This is a genomic window from Deinococcus sp. HSC-46F16 (assembly GCF_024171495.1).
Lineage (GTDB): Bacteria > Deinococcota > Deinococci > Deinococcales > Deinococcaceae > Deinococcus.
This window is the reverse complement of record NZ_JALJZW010000004.1, coordinates 240,071-261,653: the sequence shown is the minus strand read 5'-3', so window position 1 is coordinate 261,653 and position 21,583 is coordinate 240,071. Positions and strand designations below refer to the sequence as shown.

The following is a 21,583-nucleotide window of genomic DNA, read 5'->3' as shown; positions in this document are numbered from 1 at the left end:
TGCGAAAGCGGCGCGTGCGGTGGGTTTAGCTCAGTTGGTTAGAGCGCCGCTCTGTGGAAGCGGAGGCCGTGGGTTCAAATCCCATAATCCACCCCACTTTCCCCCGGACCCTGCCCAGTGGCGAGGTTCGGGGCCTTTTTTAACGTGCGTGCGGGGATGGCGGAACTGGTAGACGCACCAGACTTAGGATCTGGTTCCCGTAGGGAGTGAGGGTTCAAGTCCCTTTCCTCGCACCAACAGGTGAGTTCCCCTGCCTTGGCGGGGGATTTCGCTTTGGCCTGGCCCCCTGGCGCTGGCGGTCGGCTCCCCTCGCGCGAAAGGTGCGCGAGGCTCTATGATGCGCGGCGGCATGTCGCGTGCCCGCCGCCGCGTCCCAGTTTCAGCGGAACGCGGAGCGGACGCAGGCACACACGAGGATGGAGCCGCCCCCTCCAGGGCACACGCGGGTCAGCCCGCGCGGAGCCGGGAGCGAGGTGGCCAAACAGAGGAGAGCTATGGCAGAGCTGATCAGCAAGGAAGGCAACAAGGTGCAGTTTCAGGTGGCGGTGCCCGCCGCCGAGGTCAACCGCGCCTACGAACAGGTGTGGGCGGGCCTCGCGCGCGACGTGCGCGTGCCCGGCTTCCGTCCCGGCAAGGCGCCCCGCAAGGTGCTCGAAGGCCGCGTGGGCAAGGGCTACGTCGAGCAGGAAGTGCGCGACCGTCTGCTGCAGGCCCACTACCCGCAGGCCGCCCGCGAGCTGAAGCTCAACCTCGTCGACGCGCAGATCGACCCCGGCGCCCTCCAGAGCGGCCAGAGCTTCACCTTCACGGTGCGCGGGGAAACGTACCCCGACGTCACGCTGGGTGACTGGCGCTCGGCGCAGCTCACGGCGGCGGCCCCCGAGATCACCGACGAGGTGCTGGAGCGCACCCTCTCCGACCTGCAGGAGCGCAACGCGACCTTCCAGACCGTGGAGCGCCCCATCGAGGCGACCGACCAAGTCACCATCGAGGAACTCGGCGAGGGCGAGGGCGGGTCCTACCCCGTCTACCTCGACGTGGCCGAGCCGCACGTGCGCGACGCATTGATCGGCAAGAACGTCGGCGACGAGGTCGAGATCACTGTGCCCGCCCACCAACACGGTGACCACGAGCACCCCGAGCACACCGTCCGCGTGCGGGTGCAGGGCGTGCAGACCAAGCAGCTTCAGGAGCTGGGCGACGAGTTCGCCAAGTCGCTGAACTTCGAGTCGCTCGACCGCCTGCGCACCGACCTGAAGGGCGAGCTGGAGCGCCGCGCCCGCCAGGAGGGCGACGCCGCCCGCCGCGAGGAGTTCATTGAGCACCTCGTCTCCGGGATGCAGGCTGAGATTCCCCAGGCGCTGCTCGACCGCCGCCGCGACGCGATGCTGGAAGAGATCAAGGACGACCTCGGCCGCCAGGGCGTGAAGTGGGGCGAGTACGAGACCTTCATGCAGGAGCAGGGCAAGCTCGACGAGTTCATGGCGGACCTCGCCAAGAACGCCGAGAGCCGTGTGCGCCGCGACCTGGCCCTGGAGCGCCTCGCCGAGGACCTGAACGTGCAGGTCAGCGATGCCGAGTTCAGCCAGACCATGACCGCGCTGGCGCAGGCCAACAACCTCACCCCCCAGCAGCTTCAGAGCCAGCTCGGGCCGAACGGCCTGAACGCCTACTACATCAGCATGGTGCGCGAGCGCGGTCTCCAGCAGGCGCTCGCCGGACTGACGGCGGGCGAGTCGGCCCAGGCCGAGAGCAACCCTGAGGCGACCGAGGGCACCCAGACCGACGGCGAGGGCGGCACCGAGGAAGGCGCGGTCCAGCAGGACGGGACCGGCGCGGCCGAGGACCAGGCCGAGAAGTCAGAGTAACACCACTCTCGCGGGGGGGCACGTCCACAGGGGCGTGCCCCTCGCCTTTACCCCCAGCCTCAACACTGAACTCGATTCATTGAACGGCTGTTCAAAGAATGCTAGCGTCGGCCCATGACGACCAATTCCGGGGCCAATCCCCACCGCCCCAGCCTGGGCATCACGGCGCTGGGCGCCTACGCCCCCGCGCAGGTGGTCAGCAACGCCGACTTCGAGGCGCGGCTGGACACCAACGCCGAGTGGATCGAGAGCCGCACCGGCATCCGCGAGCGCCGGTTCGCGGCCGAGGACGAGTTCACCTCCGACGTGGGGGTAGCCGCCGTACGGGACCTGCTCTCGCGTGACCCCGACGCCCTGCGCGAGGTGGACGCCGTGATCTGCGCGACCGTCAGCCCCGACGCGCTGATGCCCTCCACAGCGGCATTGATCGCCATGCAGGTGGGCCTGACCGGGGCCGCCGCCTTCGACCTCTCGACGGCGTGCAGCGGCTTCGTGTACGGCCTGAGCGTGGCGCAGGGGCTGATCCTGGCGGGAACGGCGCGGCGGGTGCTCGTGGTCGGCGCCGAGGCCCTCTCCAAGATCGTGGACCAGGACGACCGCAACACCGCCATCCTTTTTGGGGACGGGGCGGGCGCGGCGGTCGTGGGGCCGGTGCCTGTGGGCTACGGCTTTCAGCAATTCGTGCTGGGGGCCGACGGAGCCGGGGGATCGAGCCTCTACCTGCGCTGCGCCGCGCCCCGTCTGCCCGGCGGCTTTGAAATGGCCCCCGGCGTCGGCATGAACGGCCGCGAGGTCTTCAAGTTCGCCGTGCGCGTGCTGGGCGACAGCGGCAACGAGGTGCTCGCCAAGACGGGCCTGAAGAGCAGCGACGTGGACTGGGTGATTCCGCACCAGGCCAACATCCGTATCATCGAGGCCGCCAACGAGCGCTTCGGGGTACCCATGTCGAGGACGGTCGTGAACGTGGACCGCTACGGCAACACGTCGAGCGCGACCGTGCCGCTGGCCCTGCGCGAGGCGCTGGATGACGGGCGCATTCAGGACGGCCAGCAGCTCCTCCTCGTCGCCTTCGGGGGCGGACTGAGCTGGGCTGCCGGGACGATGCGCTGGTGGGCCGGGGCGCCCAGCCTGCAAGCCCGCGCCGCCGCCCCCGCCGAGGTGTCCGCATGAAGATCGCGGCTCTCTTTCCGGGACAGGGCTCGCACGCGGTCGGTATGGGCGCGGACCTCGCCGCCGCCTTTCCCGAAGCCGGGGCCGTCTACGCCGAGGCCGAGGCGACCCTGCCCGGCCTGCGCGGCCTGATCGAGACGGGGCCGCTCGAAAACCTCACCCTGACCGCCAACCAGCAGCCCGCCCTCGTCGCGGCGTCCGTGGCGGCTTTCCGGGTGTGGCAGGCGCAGACGGGGCTGACTCCGGCTTTCGCGGCGGGGCACTCGCTGGGCGAGTACTCGGCGCTGGTGGCGGCCAGAACGCTGGGCCTCGCGGACGCCCTGCGCCTGACCCGCCAGCGGGGCGAGCTGATGCAGGCGGCCGTACCCGTGGGCGCCGGGGCCATGAGCGCCGTGATGGGCGACCCGGAGGTGGTGCGCGAGGTCTGCGCGGCCATGCCCGGTATCGTCCAGCCCGCCAACTACAATGCGCCCACCCAGACGGTGATTTCCGGCGAGAAGGCTGCCGTGGACGCCGCTGCCGCCGAGCTGAAGACGCGGGGCCTCAAGGCCATTCCCCTCAAGGTCAGTGCGCCCTTCCACTGCGACTTGATGGCCCCGGCGCGGGAGGGGCTGACGCCGGGCCTGCACGCCACCGCCTTCGGGCCGCTCGCCTTCCCGGTGTACGCCAACGTGACCGCCGGGGCGAACACCGATCCTGCCGCCCTCCCCGACCTCCTCGCCCGCCAGATCACCGGGAGCGTGCGCTGGGTCGAGACGATTCGGGCGCTGGCCGACGCTGGGACCGAGGTCTTCGTGGAGTTCGGCCCCGGCACGGTCCTCACCGGGCTGGTGAAGCGCATCCTGCCGGACGCCCGGACCCTGAACGTCGGCACCGCCGAGCAGGTGCGCGGCTTTCAGCTTCCAGCGCTTAGCCCCCAGCTTTGAATCTTCCCGGCTGGCCGCCGGACGCTGGCGGCTGGCCGCTTTCCTGCAAGGACTTCCATGACCCAATCTGAACTCCAAGCCCATAAAATCGCGCTCGTGACCGGCTCCAGCCGGGGCTTGGGCCGCGCGATGGCCCTCTCGCTCGCCCGCGCGGGCTTCGGCGTGGCCGTCCACTACGGCCGCAACCAGGCAGAAGCCGAGAGGGTCGCCGACGAGATTCGCGGCCTCGGCGTGCCCGCGCAGGTCTTCGGCGCCGACCTCTCCACGCCTGCCCACGCCGGAGCCCTCGTCGAAGACGTGATCGGGGCGATGGGCCGCCTCGACGTGCTCGTCAACAACGCGGGCATCACCCGCGACACCCTCGCCATCCGCATGAAGGACGAGGACTGGCAGGCCGTGCTGGACACCAACCTGGGCAGCGCCTTTGCCGCCAGCCGCGCCGCCATCAAGCACATGATGCGGGCGCGGGCCGGGCGAATCATCAACATTGCCTCCGTCGTCGGGCTGATGGGCAACCCCGGCCAGGCCAACTACGTCGCCAGCAAGGCGGGCCTGATCGGGCTGACCAAGGCGCTCGCCAAGGAATACGGCGGACGCGGCATCACCGTGAATGCCGTCGCGCCGGGCTTCATTGAGTCGGACATGACGGCGCAATTACCGGAAGACGTGCAAAAGACGTACCTGGGCGGCATTCCCCTGGGCCGCTTCGGTCAGCCGGAAGAAGTGGCCGCCCTCGTCGCCTTTCTCGCCTCGGACGCCGCCGGGTATGTCACGGGGCAGGTCATCGGGGTGGACGGGGGACTGTACCCGCACTGAGGTCAACTCGCGCTGTCCAGCACGGACGGGCTGCATGACAGGGGAACAAGCGAGCGGGGCCGTATTCGACACGAAAGTGCCCGGAGCGGCCACTCCGGGTGCGGAAAGGGGGTGGGTGCTATGCGTCTGTCACGCAGGCAGCGTCCTACCACACGCGGGAAGCGGAAAACAAGGCCTGTCAAAGCTGCTGAGATCGTCACGATCCTCGGTGCGCTCGCGGGCCTGATCACCGCTCTGGCGCACCTGATTCAAGCCCTGAAGGAAGCCCTCTCGTCCCTCCATGCCACTCGCGCCGCGCTGGGCACCCCCCAGCAAACCGGGGGTTTTGTATTTCTGAACCCTGTTTAGTCTCGGTGGCAGCCCTGGGCGGCGCGTGTACACTGGCGCGAGACTTCAGGTTCAAGGAGGAACAGAGCATGGCGACATTTGAAGACGTGAAGGACGTGATCGTCGAGAAACTCGGCGTGGACGCGGACAAGGTGACCCCCGAAGCCCGGTTCGTCGAGGATCTCGGCGCCGACAGCCTGGAAACGGTCGAGCTGATCATGGGGCTGGAAGACCGCTTTGGCATCTCCATCAGCGACGAGGACGCCGAGAAGATCCGCACGGTGCAGGCGGCCGTGGATTACATCGGCTCTCAGCAGTAACCCTTCAAGACACCGGGGGCCGGGGGAGGTTGCGGGAAACCGTGGCCCTGCCCGGCTCCTCCCTTGACCCCCAGGGGAGAGGAGGCAGCATGAGCGTGACAGGACTCAGGCGCGTGGCAGTCACCGGGCTCGGCCCCGTGACACCCATCGGGACGGGGGCGCAGGCCTTCGCCGAGGCGCAGCGGGCGGGCAAAAGCGGCATCGGCCCCATCACCCACTTTGACCCCGCGGACGTGGCCAGCAAGATCGCGGGCGAGGTCAAGGACGACCTTTCCGCCTTCGTGGACCCCCGCGAGGCCCGCAAGCTTGACCGCTACGTGCAGCTCGCGCTCGCGGCAGCCGAACTCGCCGTGCGCGACAGCGGGCTTTCTGAAGAGGAGCTGCGTGGCGAGCGCACGGGCGCCGTGATCGGTTCGGGCATCGGCGGGGTCAAGACCTTCGAGGAGCAGGCCAATGTCTTGCGGACGCGCGGGCCGGGGCGCATCAGCCCGATGTTCATCCCGATGATGATCGCCAATATGGCGACCGGGCACGTCGCCATGCGCTACGGCGCGACCGGCCCCAGCAGCACGGTGGTCACCGCCTGCGCGACCGGCACGGGGTCGGTGGGCGACGCGGCCCGCTATATCCAGCTCGGGCTCGCGGACGTGATGCTCGCGGGCGGCACCGAGGCGGCCGTCACGCCCATCGCGGTCGGCGGCTTTTCCAACATGAAGGCCCTCTCGACCCGCAACGACGCCCCGCAGGAGGCCAGCCGTCCCTTTTCCGCCTCCCGCGACGGCTTCGTGCTGGGCGAGGGCGCGGGCGTGGTCGTGCTGGAGGACTACGAGAAGGCCAAGGCGCGGGGCGCGACCATCTACGCCGAGATCGTGGGCTACGGCACCAGCGCCGACGCGCACCACATCACCCTCCCGGCCCCCGAGGGACGCGGCGCCCAGGTCGCCATGCGGATGGCGCTGGCGACGGCGGGCGTGAACCCCGAGCAGGTGGGGTACATCAACGCGCACGGCACCAGCACTCACTTCAATGACCTGCACGAGACGCAGGGGATCAAGCATGTCTTCGGCGCCCACTCCCACGAGCTGGCCGTCAGTTCTACCAAGTCCATGACCGGGCACCTGTTGGGCGCGGCGGGCGCGGTGGAGGCCATCGCGGTGGCGCAGGCGCTGTACGACGGCATCCTGCCGCCCACCCTCAACCTGACCGACCCCGACCCCCTGCTCGACCTCGATTACATCCCGGAAGGGGCGCGGGAACAGAAGGTCGAGTACGCGCTGAGCAACTCCTTCGCCTTCGGCGGGCAGAACGCGGCGCTGCTGTTCAAGCGGGCGTAAACGCGGTCTAAGCACGCCTGGGCGCCAATTCCGCCTCCCATCTGAGACAATGGTGACCCGGCCCCGCGCCGGGTCGTCCGCTTTCTCCCGCTTCCCACCCGCCCGAGGTTGCCCGCTGTGTCCGCTTCTCGCCCCGTCCCCGCTGACCCCGCCCCGCCCCGCGCCCGCCGCCGCCCCGCCCGCCGGGAGACGGAGGAGGCCGGGCGGACCTTCAGCACGGTCGCCAACCCGGAGAGCGCCTTTCTCAACCGCGAGTTGTCGTGGCTGGCCTTCAACGCGCGGGTGCTGGCCGAGGCGCGGGACGAGCGCAATCCACCGCTGGAGCGGCTGCGGTACGCGGCGATCTGCGGCAGCAACCTCGACGAGTTCTTCATGGTGCGCGTGGCGGGGGTGCACCGCCAGATCGCGGCGGGGGTGCAGACCCCTGGCCCCGACGGGCTGCTGCCCCGGCAGACGCTGGATCTCGTGCGCGAGCGGACCCACGACATGCTGCGCCAGATCGAGCAGGCGGCCCGGCGAACCCTCGACGACCTCGCCCGCGAGGGGGTGCGCTTCTCGCGCATCGCGGACCTGGGCAAGCGGGCGCGGGCGACCCTGCGGGGGCGCTACCTCGCCGAGATTCAGCCGGTGCTGACGCCCCTGGTGGTGGACCCCAGCCACCCCTTTCCATACCTCAGCAACCTCAGCCTCAACCTCGCCGTGCTGCTGGACGCGGGGGAAGGCGAGGACCCCGACTTCGCGCGGGTCAAGGTGCCGGTGGGCGTGCTGCCGCGCGTGGTGGCGGTCGAAGGCCGCCTCGTGCTGCTGGAGGACGTGATCGCCGCGCACCTCGGCGAGCTGTTCAAGGGCCGCACGGTGCTCGCCGCGCACCCCTTTCGGGTCACCCGCAACACCGACTACGAGTTCGAGGAGGAGGAAGCCGAGGACCTGCTCGCCACCATCGAGGACGGGTTGCGGCGGCGGCGCTTCGGCTCGGCGGTGCGGCTGGAGGTGGGGCAGGGGATGCCCGCCCCCCTGATCACCTTCTTGCAAGAGCGGCTGCGGCTGGCCCCCGAGGACATCTTCCGGCTGGAGGGGCCGCTGGGCACCGCCGACCTGATGGGCCTGCCGGTGGACCGCCCCGACCTCGCCTTTCCGCCCCACGTGCCCGCCGTGCCCGACCTCGGAGACGAGGAGGAGGGGGAGGTCTTCGAGGCGCTGGGGCGGGGCGACGTGCTGCTGCACCACCCCTACGACGGCTTCGAGGGGGTGCTGGCCTTCCTGGAGGAGGCCGCCGCCGACCCGCAGGTGCTGGCGATCAAGCAGACCCTCTACCGCACCGGGGACGACCCCCGGCTGCTGGGGGCGCTGCGCAAGGCGGCCGAGAACGGCAAGCAGGTCGTCGCCCTGATCGAACTCAAGGCCCGCTTCGACGAGCAGCGCAATATCTCGTGGGCCAGGAAGCTGGAGCGGGCGGGGGCACACGTGGTCTACGGGGTGGCCGGACTCAAGACCCACGGCAAGGTCACACTGGTCGTGCGCCGGGAGGAGGGCGGCCTGCGCCGCTACGTCCACATCGGCACCGGGAACTACAACCCCAAGACCGCCCGGCTGTACACCGACCTCAGCCTGCTCACGGCCCACGCGGGCCTGGGGGCTGACGTGTCGGAACTGTTCAACCACCTCACCGGGTACGCGGAGGCCACCTACGCCCACCTCCTCGTCGCGCCGGACACCGCCCGTTCCGGCCTGGTGGCCCTGATCGACCGCGAGATCGCCCACGCGGGCGCCGGGCACGACGCCTGGGTGCGGGTCAAGGTCAATTCGCTCACCGACCCTGGCATGATCGAGGCGCTGTACCGGGCCTCGGCGGCGGGCGTGCGCGTCGAGCTGATCGTCCGGGGGGTGTGCTGCCTGCGCCCCGGCGTGCCCGGCCTCTCGGAAAATATCCGGGTGCGCAGCCTGCTGGGGCGCTTCTTGGAGCACGCCCGCATCTTCGCCTTCGCGGGCGCCGGAAATCCCGAGGTCTACTTCGGCAGCGCCGACTGGATGAGCCGCAACCTCGACCGCCGCGTCGAGGTGATCGCCCCGGTCCTCGACCCCGCCCACCGCGACCAGTTCCTGCGCATTCTGGCGACCGAGTGGGCCGACCGGCGCGGCTCCTGGGAACTGAACGTGGAGGGCGCGTATGAGAAGCTGCCGGGCGACTTCAGCGCCCAGCGAACCTTCGCGGAAGCGCGGCACTCGGGGTGAGGTAGGGAAAAGGGAAACGGACGCCGCCGGGGTGGGGGCGTCCGTAAGAGTTTTGAGAGATGTGAGACGTTACCAATTAGAGGACGCCGTAGTCGTTAGCACCCTGAACTTTGACCGGCTGCTTCAAAACGCCGTAATCGTTCGCCCCCGCCTGGGCGACCGAGACGCCGAGAGCTGCCAGAACCGCCAGGACCTTCACGATTTTTTTCAGGGACATGGCGGTATTGTAACCACAAACGATGACCCTAGATGTGGAGCACTTCTCAGACCTCCAGGCACACTTCGATGCCGGGCGTTACGACGCCGTCATCGCGTACCTGACCGACATCCCCCCGGCGACCCCAGGCGGGTGGCGGTTGCTGGGCATGGCCCACATGGTGAGCGGGCAGGTCCAGCAGGCAGAGTTGCCGCTAATGCGTGCTGCGGAGCTGGGTGACGACGAGGCACGCGTCGAGTACGGTAATGTTTTGCGTCTCCAGGGCCGTTTTTCCGAGGCGATCCGACACTTCGAGCGAATTAGCCCCGGTTTGACTGGAGAACTCGCGTTAAGGGCACAGCGGTGGCAGGGAACGGCTGAGTTTCAGTCAGGGCAGATGGTCGAGGGGCTGGAACGCTGCGAGCAAGCCTGGCGCGGTTATATGGCATTGGGTGATGACGAGCGCATTGGCCGTATCACCCAGACAGTGGCGCAGATGCTCGTGCAAACAGGCGAGGTGACACGCGCTCAGCACCTCTATCAAGAAGCCATACGGCTGCTGCCCAAGGACCGGACTCCAGTCGCTCGATTGTCGGCGTTGACCGGTCTAGCCAATGTCCAAGTGCTCACCGGGGATTTTCGGGGTGCTAGGAGCACTATTGCCCAAGCTCAGGAGGTGTTGACGCAGACAGACGCCATGAGGCCTCGTGCCTACCTCCTCGCTGTCGAAGCCGATCTCCACCGCCTCACCGGCGACCACGCTGCGCATCTTCAGGCGCTCGAAGAGTTGCGGGCCATCGTCGAATCCACCCGCGACTTCGAGCTGCTGACGTGGACGGCGACCCGGATGGCCGACCTGTACAGCCGCCAGGGGCAGCATGCGCGGGCGCTGGAGGTGCTGCTCGACCTCGCGCCGGACGCGACGCACCCGGCGGTGACCATGACGCGCGGCATCCTGCTGCGGCGGCGGCAGCATCACGCTCAGGCCGCTGAGCACCTGACGCGGGCGCTGGAATCGCAGACTTTGGGCGAGGGTCAACGGGTGCGGGCGCTGCTGCATCTGGCCGAGGCACAGTCGGGACTGGGGCAGACCGAGGAAAGCCTGCGGACCTTCCGCGAGGCGCTCACCGCCCTGATCGCCGCCCGCGACCGGATGCTCTACCGCCCCGACTTGCACGAACTCGCCAACCTCGTGCAGCGGGCGCTGCTCGACCCCGACCTCGCGCCCGACACGCAACTCGTGCTGGAAAAGCTCAACGTGCCCGGCAGCGAGACGCCCGTCTCCGGGGCGCTGCACCTGCGCGTGCACACCCTGGGCCGCTCGGAGATCGAACGTGGGGGCGAGACGATCACGCTGAGTCTGGAAGGCGGCGTGCTCACGCTGGTCTACCTCGCCCTGAATCCGGGGCGCACCCGCCGCGAACTGGAGGCGACCCTCTACCCCGACCGCGATCCCAAGACCGCCGGGGACTACTTCCGGGCCGTGTTCCGCGAGCTGCGGGTGCGGCTGGGGGCCGAGGTCCTCACGATGGAGGGGAGCGCCAAGCAGCCGCGCTACAGCCTGGGGCCGGACGTGCATGTCCACCTCGATGTGACCGAGCTGCGGGCGGCGCTCGCGGCGGGGGACCTCGCGCAGGCGCTGGCGCTGTACCGGGGGCCTTTCCTGCCGGGGTTGCGGATGGAGAGCGAGTGGGCCGAAGAGGTCCGCGAGGAACTGCGCCTGCTGCTCACGATGGAGGTCCGCACCCGCGCCTCGCACGCCCGCGAGGAAGGCGACCTGCGCCGCGCCCTGCTGCTGACGAATGAGTTTCTGCGGATTGACCCTTACGACCTCCCCATGCTGGAGGCCCGCGTGGAAATCGCGCGGGAGGTCGCGCCCCCGCAGGAACTCGCCCGTTACGTGGTGGAACTGCACCGCATGCAGCCCTAAGGGGCAGCGCCCATGCCCCCCGACGACCGCCCGTTCCTGAACCCGCCTGGTGCGGACGCCGCCGCGCCCGCCGGGGAGGTGCCCCCCGCCCTCTTCGACCTCGCCGTGAACCGGGCAGACGCGGCCCTGCGCGGCCTGCGGCCCGGCGACCCGGCCCGCGCCCTGGCGCTGTGGCACGCCCGCACCCGCTTTGCCCGGCGGGTGCCGCTGGTGGCGGTGGCGGAGGCGCTGCGCCTCAAGCCGGAGGGTCCCGGCGAGTGGCACTGGGCGGGGGGGCCGGGAGGCGGCTGGGTGGCGGGGAAGGCCCCCTTTCCGTAGACCCTCAATTCAGGCGGCCCGCGAGCACCTCCACCGCCACCCGCACCGCCCGCGTGATCTCGGGCTGGGGCAGGTAGGGGAGGGCGGGGCGGTCCTCGGGCACGGCAAGGGCGACTTCGGCATTCGCGGGCACGTGCAGAAAGCCGCAGGGCACCCCCGCGCGGCCCGACGCCGCCAGCGCATGCAGGGCGTGGTACATCACGACGTTACAGACGTACAGGCCCGCCGTGTTGCTGATGTGCCCTGGAATCCCGGCCTCCCGCCACGCGGCAAGGATGGGACGCAGGGGGAGGGTGGAGAGGAAGGCGGCGGGTGCGCTGGCGTCCGTGCAGGCGGGAGCGTCGCGGTAGATTTGGCCCGCGTTGTCGGGGATGGCGAAGTCCATCACGTTCACCGCGACCCGCTCCAGCGTGACCTGCGGGCGGCCCGCCGCGAGGCCGGTCAGCAGCACCGCGTCCGGCTGGTGGGTGGCGAGCAGGCCGCGCAGGGTGTGCGCCGCCGCGTGCGGCTCGACGGGCAGCAGGGCCGACTGTACGCGGAGGCCGCCGACCTCCAGGCCGTCCAGCGTGCCCACAGCCTCCGCGCTGGGGTTGACAGGGTGGGTGTGGAAGGGCTCGAAACCGGTCAGCAGCAGCGTGGGCATGGCAGGCAGAATAGGGCGGCGCTCCACTCTGTTTCGGGGGGGCGGGGCCGCTATCCTCGCCCCATGCCCGAACTGCCCGAGGTGGAAACCACGCGCCGCAAGATTGAGCCGCTGCTCGCCGGGCGCACCATCCTCAGCGTCACACACGACGCGCCGCACCGCTACCGCGACACCCACCTCGCGCATGGGCGGCAGGTCAGCGGCCTGTCGCGCCGGGGCAAGTATCTGATGCTGCACCTCGCGGCCGCCGAGGCGGACGGCGAGGAACACGACCTGATCGTGCATCTGGGCATGACCGGCGGCTTCCGGCTGGAGGAAGGGCCGCACACCCGCGTCACGCTGACCACCGACGCGGGCACCCTCTACTTCCACGACCCCCGGCGCTTCGGCAAGATGGCGGTCGTGCCGCGCGGGGTCTACACCGGGATGCCCACCCTGCTGGGGATGGGGCCGGAGCCGCTCTCGGAGGACTTCCAGGAAGAGGAGTTCGTGCGGCAGGCCGCGACTGCCGGAGCCGTCAAGCCCTGGCTGCTCTCGCAAAAGCCGGTCAGCGGCGTGGGCAACATCTACGCCGACGAGAGCCTGTGGCGTGCCCGCATTCACCCCGCTCAGACCCGCCTGACCCCGGAGGAGGCGAGCCGCCTCTATCACGCTGTCCGCGAAGTCATGCACGAGGCGGTCGAGGCAGGTGGCAGTTCTCTAGGCGACGGCCTGGGCAATTACCGCCAGCACGACGGTGAACCGGGCGCCTTCCAGACCCGCCACGCCGTCTACGGCCAGACCGGGAAGCCCTGCCCCCGTTGCGGCACGCCCATTCAGAAAATCGTGCTCGCGCAGCGCGGCACCCACTTCTGCCCCCACTGTCAGCCCCGGCGAACGGAGGACCCCGCATGACCGACCTCACCCGCCTGCGTCTGTCGTACACCCGCGCCGAGTTGCGCCGCGCCGACCTCAACCCCGACCCGCTCCTCCAGTTCCGGGCCTGGCTGGAGGAAGCCATCGCCGCCGACCTGCGCGAGCCGTATGCCCTCAGTCTCGCCACCGCCGACGCCGCCGGGCGGCCCTCGGTACGCACGGTGCTGCTGCGCGGGGCGGAGGAGGATGGCCTGACCTTCTACACCAACTACGACTCGCGCAAGGGCCAAGACCTCGCCGCCAACGCGCAGGCCGAGGTGCTGTTCCACTGGGCCGAGCTGGAGCGGCAGGTGCGGGCCTACGGCCGGGTCGAGCGCGTCTCCGAGGACGAGAGCACCGCCTACTTCCACGCCCGGCCCTACCAGAGCCAGCTCGCCGCCCACGCCAGCGACCCGCAGAGTGCGCCCATAGAAAACCGGGGGGCGCTGGAGGCCAAGTTCGCCGACTTGCAGGCCCGTTACCCGGAGGGCACGCCCGTTCCCAAGCCCGATTTCTGGGGCGGGTACCGCGTCGTCGTCTCCGAGTGGGAGTTCTGGCAGGGCCGCCGCAACCGGATGCACGACCGCTTCCGGTACGCGCGGGCAGGGGACGGGTGGCGGGTGGAGCGGTTGATGCCGTAGGGGCGGCCAGCCGCCAGCAACACCGGGAGTGAGGCGGAGCGCTGGGGCATAAGCGCTCCGCCTCTTTTCATGCCGGTCGCTGGAAGCTGGCGGCTGGCCGCTTTGAGGCAACTCCCGCCCCCCTCCCCGCGTACCTTAAGGCGAGGAGGACACCCTGGACATGGATTTCTATCTGCTGTGCCTGATCGTGGGCGGCGGCCTGCTGGTGCTGTCGCTGGTGGGCGGGCACGATCACGCCGCGCCCGACGACCACCCGGAGGCGGGGGACCTCGCCTCGTGGTTCTCGCTGCGCTCGGTGGTGAGCTTCGCGGCCTTTTTCGGGCTGGCGGGGACCGTCGCGGGGCTGCTGGGCCTGGGCGGGGTGGGGCGGCTCGTCATGGCCCTGGTGACCGGGCTGGCAGTCGGGGCCTTTACGGCCTTCGCCTTCCGGCTGGCCCGCACGCGCGGCGAGGTCAGTGGCGGGGCGGGGCGGCTCACCGGGCGCACGGGCAAGGTGCTCGTGCCCCCCGCGCCGGGGCGTCCCGGCAAGGTGGCCGTCACGGTGGCCGGACAGATCGAACATGCCCTCGCCCGCAGCACCGACGCCCTGAAGACCGGGGACGCCGTGATTGTCCTGGGCGTGCAGGGCGGCATCCTCGACGTGGGCGCCTGGGACGGGCGCGACCTCTGACCCTCACGCCCTTTCTCTCCTCAAGGAGCCTCGCATGACCGCAACCCTCGTGACCGCCTTTCTCATCCTGCTGGGCATCTTCATCGTGCTGGCGCTGATCAAGAGCTTCCTGATCGTGGTGCCGCCCAACAAAGTCCTCGTGATCTCGGGCCGCAGCCGCCGCACCGAGGAAGGCGACACGGTGGGGTACCGGGTGATCCGGGGCGGACGGGCCTTCCGTATCCCCGTGCTGGAAAAGGTGTCCTGGATGGACCTCACGACCATTCCCCTCGACCTCAGCATCGAGAACGCCTATTCCAAAGGCGGGATTCCCCTCAAGATCCACGCCGTCGCCAACGTGAAGATCAACGCGCAGGAGCCGCAGCTCTCCAACGCCATCGAGCGCTTTCTGGACGTGCCGCGCGAGAACCTCACCTCCATCGTGCGCGACACCCTGGAAGGCAACCTGCGCGGCGTCGTGGCGACCCTGACCCCCGAGGAGATCAACGAGGACCGCCTGCGCTTCGCCGAGGCGCTGATCGAGGAGGCTGAGCACGACACGAACAACCTCGGCATCAAGCTCGACACCCTCAAGATCCAGAACGTGACCGACATGGGCGGCTACCTCGACTCCATCGGCCGCCGCAAGACCGCCGAGGTCCTGAAGGAGGCCCGCATCGCGGAAGCCGAGCGCAACGCCGAGGCGACCCAGGCCGAGGCGCAGGCGCAGCAGCGCTCGCAGGTCGCCCAGGCGATCAGCCAGCAGGCGATTATCGAGGAGCAGAACAAGCTCGAAGTCCGGCGCACCGAACTCGGCGCCATTCAGCAGGCCCGGCAGAACGAGGCGGCGGTCGAGGCCGAACTCGCCAAGGTGCGGGCCACCCAGAACTTCGAGCAGGAGCAGGCGGCCCTCGAAGCCACCCTGCGCCAGCGCCGCGCCGAGGCCCAGCGTCAGGCCCGCACGATCGAGGCCCAGCAGAATGCCGAGGCCGCCGAGGTCGAGGCCCAGGCCCGGCAGCGCTCGCAGGTCGCCCAGACGGTCGCGCAGCAGGCCATCCTGGAGCGCGAGAACGAGCTGCGCGTGCGCCGCGCCGAACTCGAGGCCATCGCTGCCGCCCGCGAGAACGAGGCGAAGGTGAACGCCGAACGCGCCCGCGTGGTCGCCGAGCAGGAATTGGAGCAGGAGCGCGTCCTGCTCAACCAGAAGCGCCTCGAAGCCGACGTGGTGGCCCCCGCCCGCGCGAAGCGCGAGGCCGAACTGCTCGCCGCGCAGGCCGCCGCCGCCCCCATCATCGAGGAAGGCCGCGCCAAGGCCCAGGCCGTCGCGCTGATGGTGGACGCCTTCCGTCAGGCCGGACCGGAGGGCGAGCGGGCCTATGTGCTGAACATGTTGCCCGGCATCGTGGAGCAGTTCGCCGCCTCGGTCCAGGGCATGCAGATCGACAAGCTCACCGTGATCGACTCCGGGAGCGGCCAGGCCACCCGCACGGCCATGCAGACCCTCCCTGCCAACATCATCGGCATGGTCGAGCAGGTCGAGAACGCGACCGGGGTCAACCTGCTGAGCCTGCTGCAAGACCGGGGCAGACCGAAGGGCAACGGGGCGAGCGCGGTGCAGCCGTCCCCGGTCCCGGTCAAGAGCGACGCCTGAATCTTCGGGCCACCCAGTCCACCCAGGACGCTTGCGTGGGCAGGCGTCCTTTCTTTTGTCTGCCGGACGCGTCATCATGCCGCCCATGAGCAACCTCTACACCGCAGAAGCGAGCGCCACCGGGGGACGCGGGGGCCACACCCGCAGTACGGACGGCCGCCTGGACCTCGACCTCAGCGTGCCCGCCGAGATCGGCGGCGACGGCGGCCCCGGCACCAACCCCGAGCAACTGTTCGCCGCTGGGTACGCGTCCTGCTTCCAGGGCGCCCTGGGCGTGGTGGCCCGCCGCCAGAAGATCGAGCTGAGCGAGGACAGCACGATCACCGCCCGCGTGGGGCTGCAAAAAAGCGGGCTGGCCTTCGCCCTCGACGTGGAACTCGAAGGCCGCTTTCCCGGCCTGACCCGCGAGCAGGGCGAGGCGCTGATGCACGCCGCCCACGAGGTCTGCCCCTACAGCGTGGCGACGCGCGGCAATGTGGACGTGCGGCTGAAGGTCGCGGAGTAACCGCTTCCAAATACGTGCAGCGCCCCGGCTCCGGCTGGGGCGCTACGTTGTGGAGCATGCGCGTCCTGATCGTCGTCGCCACCGCCGGGGAAGCCGCCCGCCTCACCGACCTTCCCGCCGACGTGGTGGTCAGTGGGGTCGGCCCAGTCGCGGCGGCCCTGGCCACGGCGTCGGCGCTGGGCCAGGGGCGCTACGATCTCGCCGTGAGTGCGGGTATCGGCGGGGCGTATCCGGGAAGCGGCCTCGTGCCCGGTGACCTCGCGGTGTCGTCGCGGATCGTGCAGGCCGACCTCGGCGCGTGGGACGGTGGGGCGTTCCTGGAACTGGACGCGCTGGGGCTGTCGGTGCTGCCGGAGGGAGCCCACGCGGGGGTCTTCGATGTGTGGGAGGAAGCACAGGCCCTCGCCGCCCGGCTGGGGGCTGCCTACGGCCCCACCCTCACCCTCAGCACGGTGACGGGCAGCCGCGAGGGGGCAGAGGGGCTCACCGCCCGTTACCCCGGCGCTCTGACTGAGGGCATGGAGGGGGCGGGGGTGGCCCACGCCGCCCTGCTGGCGGGTACTCCGGCGCTGGAGGTGCGCGGCGTGAGCAATCCGGTCGGCCCCCGCGACCGGGCGGCGTGGCGCATCCCCGACGCCCTCGCCGCCACCCGCCGGGGCCTGGAGGGGCTGCTGGCGGGGGCGTCGGGCTGACCGAACGTGACCAAACGGCTCAGCTACTCAGCGGGGCCGCACCCTCCGCGCTGCCGGGAAACTTCACGGCCACACTGACCTCTGTGCCCGCCGGGGTCTGCGGCTCGATGTTCAGCCAGTGGCTCGCCAGCACCGGGGGCGCGGGCTGCGGGTCGATGGCCCGGATCAGCACCCGCCCCCCCGACGGCACGAACACGCACCAGCCGTCCGCCGCCTCCCGGAAGGCCCGCACCGGCAGAATGCTCTGCAGGGTCACGTCCTCCGGCGTCGCCCAGTATTCGACGAGCAGCAGGGCGTGGTCGCGGCGGTGGTCTGCGGGGTCGAGGTCGAGCTGAATCTCCACCGTGTCGGGCTGCCCCGGCACAAGGTTCATCCAACCGGGCACGACATTGCGCCCGCTCTGGGTGCTGCGAAACTGCTGCTGGGGGTTCATGGGCTGGCTCATGCGGGCAGGCTAGCGCGGCCGCGCGCCGTGGGCAGGCCGTGACCGTCCCGCCGGGGGCCGGGCGGTATCCTGCGGGGGTTGCTGCCCGCCGCCCCACTCCCCACCCTGAGGACCCCCTGCCATGACTGCCCCCGCCCCCACCCCTGACCTCATCCTCCCCACCACCATGAAGGCCCTCAGCAAGCGGGAAGCCCGCGAAGGGCTGTGGATGGTGGAAGCCCCGGTGCCCACCCCCGGCCCGGGTGACCTGCTTATCCGCATCCGGAACAGCTCCATCTGCGGCACCGATGTCCACATCTACAAGTGGGACGAGTGGGCACAGAAGACGATTCCCGTGCCCATGGTCGTGGGGCACGAATACGTCGGGGTGGTGGCCGGGATGGGGTCCGAGGTGCGCGGCTTCGCCATTGGCGACCGGGTCAGCGGTGAGGGGCACGTCACCTGCGGGCACTGCCGCAACTGCCGCGCCGGGCGGCGGCACCTCTGCCGCAACACGCTGGGGGTGGGGGTCAACCGCCCAGGCTCCTTTGCCGAGTACCTCGTGCTGCCCGCCTTCAACGCCTTCAAGCTGCCGGATGACATCCCCGACGAGGTCGCGGCGATCTTCGACCCCTTCGGCAACGCGGTGCACACGGCGCTCTCCTTCGACCTCGTCGGGGAGGACATGCTGATCACGGGCGCGGGTCCCATCGGCGTGATGGCCGCCGCCGTCGCCCGGCACGTGGGGGCGCGGAACGTGGTCGTGACGGACGTGAACGAGTACCGGCTGGACCTCGCCCGCCGGATGGGGGCCACCCGTGCAGTGAACGTGGCGAAAGAGGACCTGTGGTCGGTCGCGCAATCGGAACTCGGCATGACCGAGGGGTTCGACGTGGGCCTGGAGATGAGCGGGTCGGGCGCCGCCTTCGCGCAGATGGTGAAGGTGATGAACCACGGGGGCAAGGTCGCCATCCTGGGGATTCCCTCGGGGCGGGTGGACATCGACTGGAACGACGTGATTTTCAAGATGCTGACCCTGAAGGGCATCTACGGCCGCGAGATGTTCGAGACGTGGTACAAGATGACCGCCCTCATCCAGTCGGGCCTCGACCTCACCCCGGTCCTGACCCACCGCTTTCCCATCGACGAGTTCCAGCAGGGCTTCGACGCGATGCTCAGCGGGCAAAGTGGCAAGGTGATTCTGGACTGGGAAGCGGGGCGGTAGGTGGCGGGTGAACCCCAGGGCCGTGGCCCGGCAGACGCCGATCTGTCGGGCCACACCTACTTTTCTTGAGTCCGGTCGTGTTAACCTGACCCCGGAGGTCGGGTGCAGGCCCGGCAAAACGACATCATGGACTATTACGAGTTGCTGGGCGTGTCGCGCGGCGCGAGCGCCGACGAAATCAAGAGCAGTTACCGCAAGCTGGCCCTGAAGTTCCACCCCGACCGCAACAAGGAGCCGGGGGCCGCCGAGCAGTTCGCCAAGATCAATGAGGCCTACGCGGTCCTCTCCGACACCGAGAAGCGGGCGCACTACGACCGCTTTGGCTCGGCGCCGGGGGCGGGGATGCCGGGCGGCGACCCCTTCGGCGGCATGGGCGGCGCGGGCTTCGACCCGATGGACATCTTCGAGCAACTGTTCGGGGGCATGGCCGGGCGAGGCGGTCGCCGGGGTCCCGCCCGTGGCGACGACATCGAGGTCGAGGCGCGGATCACGCTGGAGCAGGCCCGCGCGGGCGAAGAGATCGAGGTCGAGGTCGACCGCCTGACCGTCTGCGACCACTGCCAGGGCAGCCGCACCGAACCCGGCGGGCAGCCGCCCAAGAACTGTCCCACCTGCGGCGGCGCAGGCGCGGTGCGGGCGCAGGCGCGGACCATCTTCGGGGTGGTGGAAACCCAGCAGCCCTGCCCCACCTGCCGGGGCGAGGGCCAGACGGTCGTGGACCCCTGCACCGTGTGCAAGGGGCGCGGCCACACCCTGAAGACCGAGCGGGTACCCGTCAAGCTGCCGCGCGGCATCGACGAGGGCTACCGCATCCGGGTCGCCGGGCGCGGCAACCACGGGCCGGGCGGCAACGGCGACCTGTACGTACACATCGAGATGCAGCCCCACCCCGAGCTGCGCCGCGAGCAGGAACACCTGATCTATACGGCCCCCATCGGCTTTGCCAAGGCCGCCCTGGGGGGCGAGATCACCGTGCCCACCCTCGACGGCCCGCAGACGGTCGAGGTCAAGGCGGGCACCCAGCACGGCGAACTGCACCGCCTGCGCGGGCAGGGCATGCCCCGGCTGCAGGGGTCGGGCATGGGCGACCTGATCGTGGAGTACCAGCTCACGGTGCCCAAGCCGTCTTCCCTCAACCCCGAGGCGAGGGAGGCCCTGTACGCCTACGCCCGCGCGGTGGGGGACGAGGCCAACGAGCACCGCGAGGGACTGCTCGGCAAGGTGGGCAAGCTGTTCGGCCGCGGGGACTGATCCTCATCACGGTGGGCGGGGGAGCGGTGTTCCTGAGGGGGGGACCGCTCCCCCGCCCCCCCGCGTGAATGTGTTCGGGGCGGGTATGCTGCTGTGCGGTCCGCCGCTCTGCGGCGACACATCTTTGTTCCCCACCTTTCCCGGAGGTACCCCACCGTGACCGTCTCCCCCAGCCCCATGACCGAGCGCCTGACCCAGAGCCGCCGCCACCCGCTGCTGGTGTTCGCCGGTCAGAGCAACCGCCCGCTCGCGCAGGCGATCTGCGACAACCTCGGTGTGCCCCTCGGGCACAGCAAGACCGAGAAGTTCACCAACGACAACCTGATCGTCCATTACGAGCAGTCCCTGCGTGAAGGCGACATCTTCATCGTCCAGTCGTTCAGCACGCCCGTCAGCGACGCGATCATGGAGCTGATGCTGATGATCGACGCCGCCAAGAGCGCCTCGGCGGGCCGGGTCACGGCCGTCATTCCGTACTACTCCTACTCGCGCAGCGACAAAAAGGACAGCCCGCGCATCTCCATCGCCGGGCGGCTGGTCGCCGATCTGCTGGAGGCGGCGGGCGCCGACCGGGTGCTCACCATGACCCTGCACGCGCCGCAGGTCCACGGCTTTTTCAAGGTGCCGGTCGATCACCTCTCGGCCGACGTGGTCCTCAGCCAGCATTTCAAGAGTTGCGTGCCGGACGCCCACAACGGCGTGGTGCTGGCCCCCGACGCGGGCAGCATCAAGCGGGCCTCGCAGATCGCCCGCCGCCTCGACTCCGGCCTCGCCATGATCGACAAAGAGCGGCTCTCGGACACCGAGGTCCGGCCCCGCGCCCTGATCGGGGACGTGGACGGCAAGACCGTCTTTATCGTGGACGACGAGATCAGCACTGCCGGGAGCCTGGTGGAGACGGTGAATCTGGCCCGCAGCATGGGCGCCAAGGACGTGTACGTGGCCGTCACCCACGGCGTGTACACGGGTCCGGCCATCGAACGCATCGCGGCGCTGGACGTGACCCAGGTCGCCAGCACGAACACGGTGCTCGTGCCCGAGGAGAAGGTCCGCGCGTCGAACGGCAAGCTCGCGGTGCTGGACGTGGCGCCCCTCTTCGCCAACGCCATCGCCAACATCCACACGGGCGAGAGCGTCAGCACGCTGTTCCAGTAAGCCCCGCCGGTCCAACCCGCACCCGCCCGCTAGACTCGCCCCGATGAGCGAGACACACGGGCGGGTGCGGGTTGGGCTGGAGGCGGAACTGCCGGAGGGCAGCCAGACCGAGGTCATGGTGGACGGCCTCAGCGTGGTGGTCGTCCGCTACGAGGGCGGGTTCTACGCCCTGCGCAACAACTGCACCCACAAGGATTACCCGCTGCTGGGAGGCGAGGTGAGCGCCGGGCGCATCACCTGCGCCAAGCACGGCGGCAAATTTGAACTTGCCACCGGCAAGGCGAAGGCACTCCCAGCCGTCAAGCCCGTCAAGCTCTACCGCACGGTGCTGGAGACGGGCGAGGTCTACGTCGAGCCGCTGTGAGGCAGGCCGTTTGACGGATGGGGTGCGGCGCCGGGCGTGAGAGAGTGCGGGA

22 protein-coding genes and 2 tRNA genes are annotated in these 21,583 nt (G+C 70.0%); 21 read left to right on the top strand and 3 right to left on the bottom strand.

Going from position 1 to position 21,583, the window contains the following annotated elements; genetic code table 11:
* The first annotated feature begins 19 nt into the window (after positions 1–19).
* The 9 genes from L1280_RS10560 to ppk1 all read left to right on the top strand — a co-directional run bounded on the left by L1280_RS10560 (position 20) and on the right by ppk1 (position 8,993).
* Positions 20–96, top strand: a tRNA-His gene (locus tag L1280_RS10560).
* Positions 97–150: 54 nt separating this feature from the next.
* Positions 151–236, top strand: a tRNA-Leu gene (locus tag L1280_RS10555).
* A 258-nt stretch (positions 237–494) separates the two neighbouring features.
* Positions 495–1,868: a trigger factor gene (gene tig, locus L1280_RS10550; protein ID WP_253582222.1), complete on the top strand. Its 1,374-nt coding sequence runs from the start codon at positions 495–497 to the stop codon at positions 1,866–1,868.
* A 114-nt stretch (positions 1,869–1,982) separates the two neighbouring features.
* Positions 1,983–3,038: a beta-ketoacyl-ACP synthase III gene (locus tag L1280_RS10545; protein ID WP_253582220.1), complete on the top strand. Its 1,056-nt coding sequence runs from the start codon at positions 1,983–1,985 to the stop codon at positions 3,036–3,038.
* Positions 3,035–3,964 carry an ACP S-malonyltransferase gene (gene fabD, locus L1280_RS10540; RefSeq protein ID WP_253582218.1) on the top strand — a complete coding sequence of 310 codons (930 nt, stop codon included), beginning with the start codon at positions 3,035–3,037 and terminating at the stop codon, positions 3,962–3,964. The genes L1280_RS10545 and fabD overlap by 4 nt, the downstream gene beginning before the upstream one ends.
* A gap of 57 nt (positions 3,965–4,021) precedes the next feature.
* On the top strand, positions 4,022–4,780 hold the full coding sequence (fabG, locus tag L1280_RS10535) for a 3-oxoacyl-[acyl-carrier-protein] reductase (protein ID WP_253582217.1): 759 nt from the start codon (positions 4,022–4,024) through the stop codon (positions 4,778–4,780).
* Between the two features lie 416 nt (positions 4,781–5,196).
* Complete coding sequence (gene acpP, locus L1280_RS10530; protein WP_253582215.1) at positions 5,197–5,427, top strand: acyl carrier protein; 231 nt, start codon at positions 5,197–5,199, stop codon at positions 5,425–5,427.
* An 89-nt stretch (positions 5,428–5,516) separates the two neighbouring features.
* Positions 5,517–6,761 carry a beta-ketoacyl-ACP synthase II gene (fabF, locus tag L1280_RS10525; protein WP_253582213.1) on the top strand — a complete coding sequence of 415 codons (1,245 nt, stop codon included), beginning with the start codon at positions 5,517–5,519 and terminating at the stop codon, positions 6,759–6,761.
* 117 nt (positions 6,762–6,878) lie between these two features.
* Positions 6,879–8,993 carry a polyphosphate kinase 1 gene (ppk1, locus tag L1280_RS10520; RefSeq protein WP_371922907.1) on the top strand — a complete coding sequence of 705 codons (2,115 nt, stop codon included), beginning with the start codon at positions 6,879–6,881 and terminating at the stop codon, positions 8,991–8,993.
* Positions 8,994–9,069: 76 nt separating this feature from the next.
* On the opposite strand, the gene L1280_RS10515 is transcribed toward ppk1, so the two are convergent.
* Positions 9,070–9,210, bottom strand: coding sequence for a hypothetical protein (locus L1280_RS10515; RefSeq protein ID WP_253582211.1), 141 nt, complete (start codon positions 9,208–9,210; stop codon positions 9,070–9,072).
* A gap of 22 nt (positions 9,211–9,232) precedes the next feature.
* Between L1280_RS10515 and L1280_RS10510 the strand changes: the two genes are divergently transcribed.
* Together L1280_RS10510 and L1280_RS10505 are read left to right on the top strand one after the other, a co-directional pair.
* A complete protein-coding gene (locus L1280_RS10510; RefSeq protein WP_371922906.1) occupies positions 9,233–11,119 on the top strand; it encodes a tetratricopeptide repeat protein in 1,887 nt (628 codons plus the stop codon).
* A gap of 12 nt (positions 11,120–11,131) precedes the next feature.
* Positions 11,132–11,437 (top strand): hypothetical protein, encoded by a 306-nt coding sequence (locus tag L1280_RS10505; protein WP_253582209.1) that lies wholly within the window; start codon positions 11,132–11,134, stop codon positions 11,435–11,437.
* Between the two features lie 4 nt (positions 11,438–11,441).
* Here L1280_RS10505 and L1280_RS10500 read toward each other — a convergent pair whose 3' ends face one another.
* The gene (locus tag L1280_RS10500; protein ID WP_253582207.1) at positions 11,442–12,080 is read right to left on the bottom strand and encodes a pyroglutamyl-peptidase I; all 639 of its coding nucleotides are present in this window, start codon (positions 12,078–12,080) and stop codon (positions 11,442–11,444) included.
* Positions 12,081–12,143: 63 nt separating this feature from the next.
* Here L1280_RS10500 and L1280_RS10495 point away from each other — a divergent pair, with 63 nt between their 5' ends.
* The 6 genes from L1280_RS10495 (at position 12,144) to mqnB (ending at position 17,112) form a co-directional block, all read left to right on the top strand.
* Positions 12,144–12,974 carry a DNA-formamidopyrimidine glycosylase gene (locus tag L1280_RS10495; protein WP_253582205.1) on the top strand — a complete coding sequence of 277 codons (831 nt, stop codon included), beginning with the start codon at positions 12,144–12,146 and terminating at the stop codon, positions 12,972–12,974.
* Positions 12,971–13,615 carry a pyridoxamine 5'-phosphate oxidase gene (pdxH, locus tag L1280_RS10490; protein WP_253582203.1) on the top strand — a complete coding sequence of 215 codons (645 nt, stop codon included), beginning with the start codon at positions 12,971–12,973 and terminating at the stop codon, positions 13,613–13,615. Before L1280_RS10495 ends, pdxH begins: the two co-directional genes overlap by 4 nt.
* Before the next feature lie 160 nt (positions 13,616–13,775).
* A complete protein-coding gene (locus tag L1280_RS10485) occupies positions 13,776–14,285 on the top strand; it encodes an NfeD family protein (protein ID WP_253582201.1) in 510 nt (169 codons plus the stop codon).
* Between the two features lie 34 nt (positions 14,286–14,319).
* On the top strand, positions 14,320–15,915 hold the full coding sequence (locus tag L1280_RS10480) for a flotillin family protein (RefSeq protein ID WP_253582199.1): 1,596 nt from the start codon (positions 14,320–14,322) through the stop codon (positions 15,913–15,915).
* A gap of 85 nt (positions 15,916–16,000) precedes the next feature.
* Positions 16,001–16,420, top strand: a complete 420-nt coding sequence (locus tag L1280_RS10475) for an organic hydroperoxide resistance protein (RefSeq protein WP_253582196.1) — start codon at positions 16,001–16,003, stop codon at positions 16,418–16,420.
* Between the two features lie 56 nt (positions 16,421–16,476).
* Positions 16,477–17,112, top strand: a complete 636-nt coding sequence (mqnB, locus tag L1280_RS10470) for a futalosine hydrolase (RefSeq protein WP_253582195.1) — start codon at positions 16,477–16,479, stop codon at positions 17,110–17,112.
* A gap of 19 nt (positions 17,113–17,131) precedes the next feature.
* On the opposite strand, the gene L1280_RS10465 is transcribed toward mqnB, so the two are convergent.
* Entirely contained in the window at positions 17,132–17,557 is a 426-nt protein-coding gene (locus L1280_RS10465; protein ID WP_253582193.1) for a uracil-DNA glycosylase, read from the bottom strand.
* Positions 17,558–17,723: 166 nt separating this feature from the next.
* On the opposite strand from L1280_RS10465, the gene tdh reads away from it, so the two are divergent.
* The 4 genes from tdh (at position 17,724) to L1280_RS10445 (ending at position 21,531) form a co-directional block, all read left to right on the top strand.
* Positions 17,724–18,761 carry an L-threonine 3-dehydrogenase gene (tdh, locus tag L1280_RS10460; RefSeq protein WP_253582326.1) on the top strand — a complete coding sequence of 346 codons (1,038 nt, stop codon included), beginning with the start codon at positions 17,724–17,726 and terminating at the stop codon, positions 18,759–18,761.
* 126 nt (positions 18,762–18,887) lie between these two features.
* Positions 18,888–20,012, top strand: a complete 1,125-nt coding sequence (gene dnaJ / locus L1280_RS10455; RefSeq protein WP_253582325.1) for a molecular chaperone DnaJ — start codon at positions 18,888–18,890, stop codon at positions 20,010–20,012.
* Between the two features lie 177 nt (positions 20,013–20,189).
* The gene (locus L1280_RS10450) at positions 20,190–21,167 is read left to right on the top strand and encodes a ribose-phosphate pyrophosphokinase (protein WP_253582324.1); all 978 of its coding nucleotides are present in this window, start codon (positions 20,190–20,192) and stop codon (positions 21,165–21,167) included.
* A 43-nt stretch (positions 21,168–21,210) separates the two neighbouring features.
* Positions 21,211–21,531: a non-heme iron oxygenase ferredoxin subunit gene (locus L1280_RS10445; RefSeq protein WP_253582191.1), complete on the top strand. Its 321-nt coding sequence runs from the start codon at positions 21,211–21,213 to the stop codon at positions 21,529–21,531.
* Positions 21,532–21,583 lie beyond the last annotated feature (52 nt).

Bases quoted from the DNA above. Each gene is read 5' to 3' on its own strand.
- tig (WP_253582222.1), top strand. From the start codon at position 495: ATGGCAGAGCTGATCAGCAAGGAAGGCAACAAGGTGCAGTTTCAGGTG.
- L1280_RS10545 (WP_253582220.1), top strand. From the start codon at position 1,983: ATGACGACCAATTCCGGGGCCAATCCCCACCGCCCCAGCCTGGGCATC.
- fabD (WP_253582218.1), top strand. From the start codon at position 3,035: ATGAAGATCGCGGCTCTCTTTCCGGGACAGGGCTCGCACGCGGTCGGT.
- fabG (WP_253582217.1), top strand. From the start codon at position 4,022: ATGACCCAATCTGAACTCCAAGCCCATAAAATCGCGCTCGTGACCGGC.
- acpP (WP_253582215.1), top strand. From the start codon at position 5,197: ATGGCGACATTTGAAGACGTGAAGGACGTGATCGTCGAGAAACTCGGC.
- fabF (WP_253582213.1), top strand. From the start codon at position 5,517: ATGAGCGTGACAGGACTCAGGCGCGTGGCAGTCACCGGGCTCGGCCCC.
- L1280_RS10515 (WP_253582211.1), bottom strand. From the start codon at position 9,210: ATGTCCCTGAAAAAAATCGTGAAGGTCCTGGCGGTTCTGGCAGCTCTC.
- L1280_RS10510 (WP_371922906.1), top strand. From the start codon at position 9,233: ATGACCCTAGATGTGGAGCACTTCTCAGACCTCCAGGCACACTTCGAT.
- L1280_RS10505 (WP_253582209.1), top strand. From the start codon at position 11,132: ATGCCCCCCGACGACCGCCCGTTCCTGAACCCGCCTGGTGCGGACGCC.
- L1280_RS10500 (WP_253582207.1), bottom strand. From the start codon at position 12,080: ATGCCCACGCTGCTGCTGACCGGTTTCGAGCCCTTCCACACCCACCCT.
- L1280_RS10495 (WP_253582205.1), top strand. From the start codon at position 12,144: ATGCCCGAACTGCCCGAGGTGGAAACCACGCGCCGCAAGATTGAGCCG.
- pdxH (WP_253582203.1), top strand. From the start codon at position 12,971: ATGACCGACCTCACCCGCCTGCGTCTGTCGTACACCCGCGCCGAGTTG.
- L1280_RS10485 (WP_253582201.1), top strand. From the start codon at position 13,776: ATGGATTTCTATCTGCTGTGCCTGATCGTGGGCGGCGGCCTGCTGGTG.
- L1280_RS10480 (WP_253582199.1), top strand. From the start codon at position 14,320: ATGACCGCAACCCTCGTGACCGCCTTTCTCATCCTGCTGGGCATCTTC.
- L1280_RS10475 (WP_253582196.1), top strand. From the start codon at position 16,001: ATGAGCAACCTCTACACCGCAGAAGCGAGCGCCACCGGGGGACGCGGG.
- mqnB (WP_253582195.1), top strand. From the start codon at position 16,477: ATGCGCGTCCTGATCGTCGTCGCCACCGCCGGGGAAGCCGCCCGCCTC.
- L1280_RS10465 (WP_253582193.1), bottom strand. From the start codon at position 17,557: ATGAGCCAGCCCATGAACCCCCAGCAGCAGTTTCGCAGCACCCAGAGC.
- tdh (WP_253582326.1), top strand. From the start codon at position 17,724: ATGAAGGCCCTCAGCAAGCGGGAAGCCCGCGAAGGGCTGTGGATGGTG.
- dnaJ (WP_253582325.1), top strand. From the start codon at position 18,888: ATGGACTATTACGAGTTGCTGGGCGTGTCGCGCGGCGCGAGCGCCGAC.
- L1280_RS10450 (WP_253582324.1), top strand. From the start codon at position 20,190: ATGACCGAGCGCCTGACCCAGAGCCGCCGCCACCCGCTGCTGGTGTTC.
- L1280_RS10445 (WP_253582191.1), top strand. From the start codon at position 21,211: ATGAGCGAGACACACGGGCGGGTGCGGGTTGGGCTGGAGGCGGAACTG.